This is a genomic window from Streptomyces sp. (assembly GCF_035563135.1).
In the GTDB taxonomy this organism is placed as follows: Bacteria; Actinomycetota; Actinomycetes; order Streptomycetales; family Streptomycetaceae; genus Streptomyces.
The window spans coordinates 1-5876 of record NZ_DATMVN010000474.1 but is presented as its reverse complement, the minus strand read 5'-3'; the positions used below and the strand labels follow the sequence as shown (position 1 = coordinate 5876).

The 5876-nt window shown below is 70.2% G+C and carries 5 protein-coding genes and 1 pseudogene; 2 read left to right on the top strand and 4 right to left on the bottom strand.

The annotated features are described in order from the left end of the window. The 4 genes from VN520_RS20965 to VN520_RS20950 form a co-directional block, all read right to left on the bottom strand. Positions 1–651: TerD family protein (locus tag VN520_RS20965; protein WP_325748472.1), on the bottom strand; the 651-nt coding region annotated here is incomplete at its 3' end. 112 nt (positions 652–763) lie between these two features. Beyond that, a complete protein-coding gene (locus VN520_RS20960; RefSeq protein WP_325748471.1) occupies positions 764–1342 on the bottom strand; it encodes a TerD family protein in 579 nt (192 codons plus the stop codon). Positions 1343–1472: 130 nt separating this feature from the next. Beyond that, positions 1473–3593, bottom strand: coding sequence for an excinuclease ABC subunit UvrB (gene uvrB, locus VN520_RS20955; protein WP_325748470.1), 2121 nt, complete (start codon positions 3591–3593; stop codon positions 1473–1475). 39 nt (positions 3594–3632) lie between these two features. Further along, positions 3633–4505, bottom strand: coding sequence for an MHYT domain-containing protein (locus tag VN520_RS20950; protein ID WP_325748469.1), 873 nt, complete (start codon positions 4503–4505; stop codon positions 3633–3635). 213 nt (positions 4506–4718) lie between these two features. Between VN520_RS20950 and VN520_RS20945 the strand changes: the two genes are divergently transcribed. Beyond that, a complete protein-coding gene (locus VN520_RS20945; RefSeq protein WP_325748468.1) occupies positions 4719–5591 on the top strand; it encodes a glycerophosphodiester phosphodiesterase in 873 nt (290 codons plus the stop codon). A gap of 104 nt (positions 5592–5695) precedes the next feature. Next, positions 5696–5876 (top strand): annotated as a pseudogene (locus tag VN520_RS20940) (cysteine methyltransferase); the annotation flags it as partial.

Genomic DNA, 5876 nt, shown 5'->3' with positions numbered 1-5876 from the left:
AGCCGCGGGGCCTGCGGGGCCTGCGGGGCCTGCGGGGCCTGCGGGGTGGCGTACCCGCTCGGCGTCGGGGGCCCGGGGCGGCGGGGTCACGGAGCGGGCGAGCCCGGAGACGACGGCCTCCTGGATGGAGGCAGCCAGTTCCGCCGCCCCTGTCACACCCTGGTCGGCGAGCATCTCGGTGAGCCCGCCGGCATAGCCCTGGCCGACGGCGCGGACCTTCCACACGCCCTGGCGGCGGTAGAGCTCCAGGGCCGACACGGCGGACTCGGTGTCGAGGCCGGTGAGGGTGAACGTGGCGATCTCGGCACCGTCGGGTCCGGCGACGGCGACGAAGGGCGCGGCGACCGCGCCGAATCTGCCCGGCAGTCCGGCCCCCATGGGCAGGGCCAGGAGCACCGTGACGCGGTGCACCGCGTCGGGCAGGGCGCCCAGGTCCACGGCCAGCCGGTGTTCGGTGGCCGCCTGCCTGGACACGTCCAGGCCGGGCACCCGGTGCGACGCGGGGTGGGCGATCCACTCGGCGCCGCGGACCGTGCCCCGCTCGTCCCCGAGGGTGGCCCCGGCCATGACGGGTGAGCCCGCCGACACCCTGATCTCCAGACGGGTCTGGGGCAAGGTGTGGTTCTGCCCCCGGACCAGCTCGGCCGTCATCGCCCTGTCCCCTCGACGTTCGGTGTGGTGCCCTGCCATGGCCGCAGCTCCCGGCGGCGGGTGCCTCCGGGAGCTGCTCGTACGGATGTCCGGGCGCCGCCCGTGCCCGGGCCTACAGGTGCGGCAGGATCGACGGCATCAGGTCCTGGAAGGTCCGGCCGTTGGCCGGGTTGCCGAGGGCGGTCATCTGCCATCCGCCGCCCACGCGGTGCACCTTCGCCATGATCTGGGCCGTGTACTGGCCGCCGCCGTCCAGCGTGTAGCGGGCGAGCTCCTGGCCGTTGGTCTCGTCGATGATGCGGCAGAAGGCGTGCCGCACCTCCTGGAACGTCTGGCCGGTGAACGAGTTCACCGTGAAGACGATCTGGTCGATGTGGACCGGGACCCGCTGCAGGTCGACCAGGATCGCCTCGTCGTCGCCGCCCGAGCCCGCGCCGCCGACGAGGTTGTCGCCGGTGTGCTTGACCGATCCGTCGTCACTGACGAGGTGGCGGAAGAACACCACGTCCACGGGCTGCTTGTCGGCGAAGAGCACCGCCGAGGCGTCCAGGTCGATCTCCCGGGTGCGCGAGCCGAACAGTCCGCGGCGCGGGGCCGCCTGCCAGCCGAGCCCCATCCGTACCGCGGTCAGGGTCCCCCCGTCGCTCTTCTGCAGGCTGATGGCCTGGCCCTTGGTCATGTTGACCGTCACGCGCTGTCCCCTCTCCGCTGCCCCGCACCCGTCGGTGTGCGGTTTCCCGCACCCTACGCAGTCCCCGGATGCGGGAAGGAGTGGTGGGCCGTTTTTGTGTCGGTCCTGCAACATCGCGGGCCCCCCGGGGTCAGGCCAGTCCCGCCTCCCTCATCTGACGCAGTTCCTTCTTCAGCTCGCCCACCTCGTCGCGCAGCCTGGCGGCCACCTCGAACTGCAGGTCGGCGGCGGCCGCCCGCATGCGGTCCGTCATCTCCTCGATGATCCCCGCGAGTTCCGCGGCGGGCCGGTCGGTGACCACCGCACCGTCCTTCTTCGCCTTACCCTTCGCGGCGGCCTTGCCCCCCAGTGAAGGGACGGGGGCCTTGGTGTCCTTGCCCTGCCGGTAGCCGGTGCCGAGCAGTTGCTCGGTGTCGACCTCCTCACGGGCGATGGACGCGACGATGTCGTTGATCTTCTTGCGGAGCGGCTGCGGATCGACCCCGCGCTCGGTGTTGTAGGCGATCTGCTTCTCGCGGCGGCGGTTGGTCTCGTCGATGGCCTGCGCCATCGCCGGGGTGATCTTGTCGGCGTACATATGGACCTGCCCCGAGACGTTGCGGGCGGCACGTCCGATGGTCTGGATCAGCGAGGTGCCGGAGCGCAGGAAGCCCTGCTTGTCCGCGTCGAGGATGGCGACGAGCGACACCTCGGGCAGGTCGAGGCCCTCGCGCAGGAGGTTGATGCCGACGAGGACGTCGTACTCACCGGAGCGCAGCTCGCGCAGCAGCTCGATGCGTCGCAGCGTGTCGACGTCGCTGTGGAGGTAGCGGACCTGGATGCCCAGCTCCAGGAAGTAGTCCGTGAGGTCCTCGGACATCTTCTTGGTGAGGGTGGTGACCAGGACGCGCTCGTCCTGCTCGGTCCGCTTGCGGATCTCGTGGACCAGGTCGTCGATCTGGCCCTCCGTGGGTTTGACGACGACCTCCGGGTCGACGAGCCCGGTGGGCCGGATGATCTGCTCGACGTAGCCGTCGCCCCGGGACATCTCGTACTTCCCGGGTGTCGCGGAGAGGTAGACGGTCTGGTTGATCCGGCCCAGGAACTCCTCCCATTTCAGCGGGCGGTTGTCCAGGGCGGAGGGCAGCCTGAAGCCGTGGTCGACGAGGGTCCGCTTGCGGGAGGCGTCGCCCTCGTACATCGCGCCGATCTGCGGCACCGTGACGTGCGACTCGTCCAGGACGAGGAGGAAGTCCTCGGGGAAGTAGTCGAGGAGGGTGTGGGGGGCGGTGCCGGGAGCACGGCCGTCGAAATGCATCGAGTAGTTCTCGACGCCGGAGCAGGTCCCGATCTGGCGCAGCATCTCGATGTCGTACGTGGTGCGCATGCGCAGTCGCTGGGCCTCCAGCATCTTGCCCTGCTTCTCCATCTCGGCGAGGCGCTGCTCCAGCTCCTGCTCGATGCCGCTGATCGCCTTCTCCATGCGCTCGGGGCCCGCCACGTAGTGGCTGGCGGGGAACACGTGGAGCGCGGCGTCCTCGCTGATGACCTCACCGGTGAGGGGGTGGAGGGTGGAGAGCGCCTCGATCTCGTCGCCGAACATCTCGATGCGGACGGCGAGCTCCTCGTACACCGGGAAGATCTCGATCGTGTCGCCGCGCACCCGGAAGGTGCCGCGGGTGAACGCCAGGTCGTTGCGGGTGTACTGGATCTCGACGAAGCGGCGCAGCAGCTGGTCGCGGTCGACCTCGTCGCCGACCTTGAGCTGGACCATCCGGTCCACGTACTCCTGCGGGGTGCCCAGGCCGTAGATGCAGGAGACGGAGGCGACCACGACGACGTCACGCCGGGTGAGCAGCGAATTCGTGGCGGAGTGCCGCAGCCGCTCGACCTCCTCGTTGATCGAGGAGTCCTTCTCGATGTAGGTGTCCGACTGCGGGACGTACGCCTCGGGCTGGTAGTAGTCGTAGTACGAGACGAAGTACTCCACGGCGTTGTTCGGGAGGAGCTCGCGGAACTCGTTGGCCAGCTGGGCGGCCAGCGTCTTGTTCGGCGCCATCACCAGGGTCGGGCGCTGCAGCTTCTCGATCATCCAGGCGGTCGTCGCCGACTTGCCCGTGCCGGTCGCACCGAGCAGGACGACGTCCTTCTCGCCTGCGCGCACGCGCCGGTCGAGCTCGGCGATGGCCGCGGGCTGGTCACCGCTGGGCTGGTAGGGACTGACGACCTCGAAAGGCGCCACCGAACGTTCGATCTTCGAAACTGGCCGCATGCAACCACCGTACGGCTCCCCACTGACAACAGCGGGGGATCAGCGGCTCCGCGGCTGCCTGTACGTCCTGCGCGAGGCGGACGCGCGGGGCGGCGCGGGGCGGCGCCGGACGGGGTCCGGGGCCGCCGGCCCACCGCGCAGGGGAGCGTGCCCCGGCAGCCGCCCGGGCCCTTCGGGCACGCCGGTCACCACGAGGGGGTCGATCATCACGACCACCGCGGCGAGCAGCAGGAAACAGCCCGGTCCGATCATCATCGGCAGGAGCAGCGAGGTGGGGGCCTCGCCGGGCGGCGCCGACGCGCCGTCGGGGTGCAGGTGCACCTGGAGCGCGGCCATCCCCGTGTAGTGCATCCCGCTCACCGCCACTCCCATCACCACGCTGGCCCCGAGGCTGGGGAGGAAGCCGTGGATGGAGACGGCGGCCCACAGCGAGGCGGTCGCGGCCACCACGGCGATGACGACGGAGAGCGAGACGGTGAGCGTGTCGTACTCGAACAGGCCCTCGAAGTTCATTCCGGCCATGCCGAGGTAGTGCATGGAGGCGACCCCCAGGCCGGTGATCGTCCCGCCGGTGACCAGCGCCATGGGGGTGGCTCCCCGGTATCCGACGAGGAAGATGCCGATCCCGACCATCAGGACCGCCACGGCGAGGCTGGCGTACGTGAGGGGCCTGTCGTAGCTCACCGGTGCTTCCCGGACGGTGAAGCCCAGCATCGCGATGAAGTGCATCGTCCAGATGCCGGACCCGATGGAGGTCGCTCCGAGGGTCAGCCAGCCCGCTCTGGCCGCTCCCCGGGTGCGCAGGGACCGTGTGGTGCACCGGAGGCCGAGCGCAGCGCCGAGGCACGCCATGAGGAAAGCCGTGACGGGTGTCACGAAGCCGTAGGTGAATCCGTCAACTGTGCCCTGCATGCTGGTACGCCCTTCGCGGTGTGCCCGGGTTCGGGGTGACCCTAGAGGGCAAGGCCCGGCAAGCAAACATAAGAGCGGCATTTTATCCGCCCCGGGCCCTCCGGGGCTTCGGTACCCGGCATTTCGTTCACAACATGGCCATCATCGTCCTCCCCTCCGTTGGGGAACGGATGGGAGTCTCTGCCTGTCCGCATCCCGACGCGAGGAGTACACGTGTCCGTACGCACAGCAACAGCCTCCGGTGCCGTCGCCGCCCTGCTCGGCGGTTGCGTCCTGCTGCCCGCCACCCAGGCGCAGGCCTCCGGGGCCCAGGACAGCCCGGTCGTCTACGCCCACCGGGGCGCTTCCGCCTACGCCCCGGAGAACACGCTGGCGGCTGTGGACGCGGCCGACGACCTGGGCATCGCCTGGGTGGAGAACGACGTGCAGCTCACCAAGGACGGCGTGCCGGTCGTCATGCACGACACCACTCTGAGCAGGACCACCGACGCCGAGCAGGTCTTCCCCGGCCGCGCGCCCTGGGCGGTCAAGGACTTCACCGCGGCGGAGATCGCGAAGCTGGACGCGGGCAGCTGGTTCGGCGCCCGTTTCGCGGGGGCCCGGGTGCCGACGCTCACGGAGTACCTGCGCCGCGTCGAGCGCAACCGCCAGAAGCTGCTCCTGGAGATCAAGAGCCCGCAGACGTACCCGGGGATCGAGAAGGAGACCCTGCGCGTCCTGCGCGAGGAGGGGTGGCTCGACCGTGGTCACGTCAAGTACAGGCTGATCATCCAGAGCTTCGGTGCAGAGAGTGTGAAAAATGTTCACGTTCAGCGCCCGGACGTCGTCACGGGCTTCCTGGGCACCCCGCCGGTGGCGGATCTTCCGTCGTACGCGGAGTACACCGACCAGATCAATCCGTCGTACACCACCATCGGCGCCGACTACGTCAGGGCCGTGCAGAAGCTGAAGGGAGCCCACGGCAAGCCGCTCCAGGTGAACACCTGGACGGTGAACGACGCGGCGAAGGCGGCCGAGGTGGCCGGGTTCGGTGTGGACGGCATCATCACCGACAACCCCGACACCGTCCGGGACGCCACCCGCTGAACACCCTGGCGGACGGGCGTTGCCGGTGGCCGGCCGTACCGTGGCCCCGTGGAGAGCGACGAGCGGACCGTGAGGACTCCTGTGCGGAGAGCGACGAGCAGGTCGTGGAGTGGTCCGCCGTGCCCGGCGGCACCGGCCCGCTCCTGCTCGCCGCGACCCGCGCGGGCCCGGTGGCCGCGGCCTTCCACGCACGCCCCGCGATCCGGGGCGAAGCACTCGGGAAGCTGCGGACACGACTGGGCACGGAGCCCGCGGAGGCACCGGACTCTGCGCTGCCGGCCGAGC

What these genes read in the sequence shown, in the direction of transcription:
- uvrB (WP_325748470.1), bottom strand. Translation starts at nt 3,593, where the DNA reads ATGCGGCCAGTTTCGAAGATCGAACGTTCGGTGGCGCCTTTCGAGGTC.
- VN520_RS20950 (WP_325748469.1), bottom strand. Translation starts at nt 4,505, where the DNA reads ATGCAGGGCACAGTTGACGGATTCACCTACGGCTTCGTGACACCCGTC.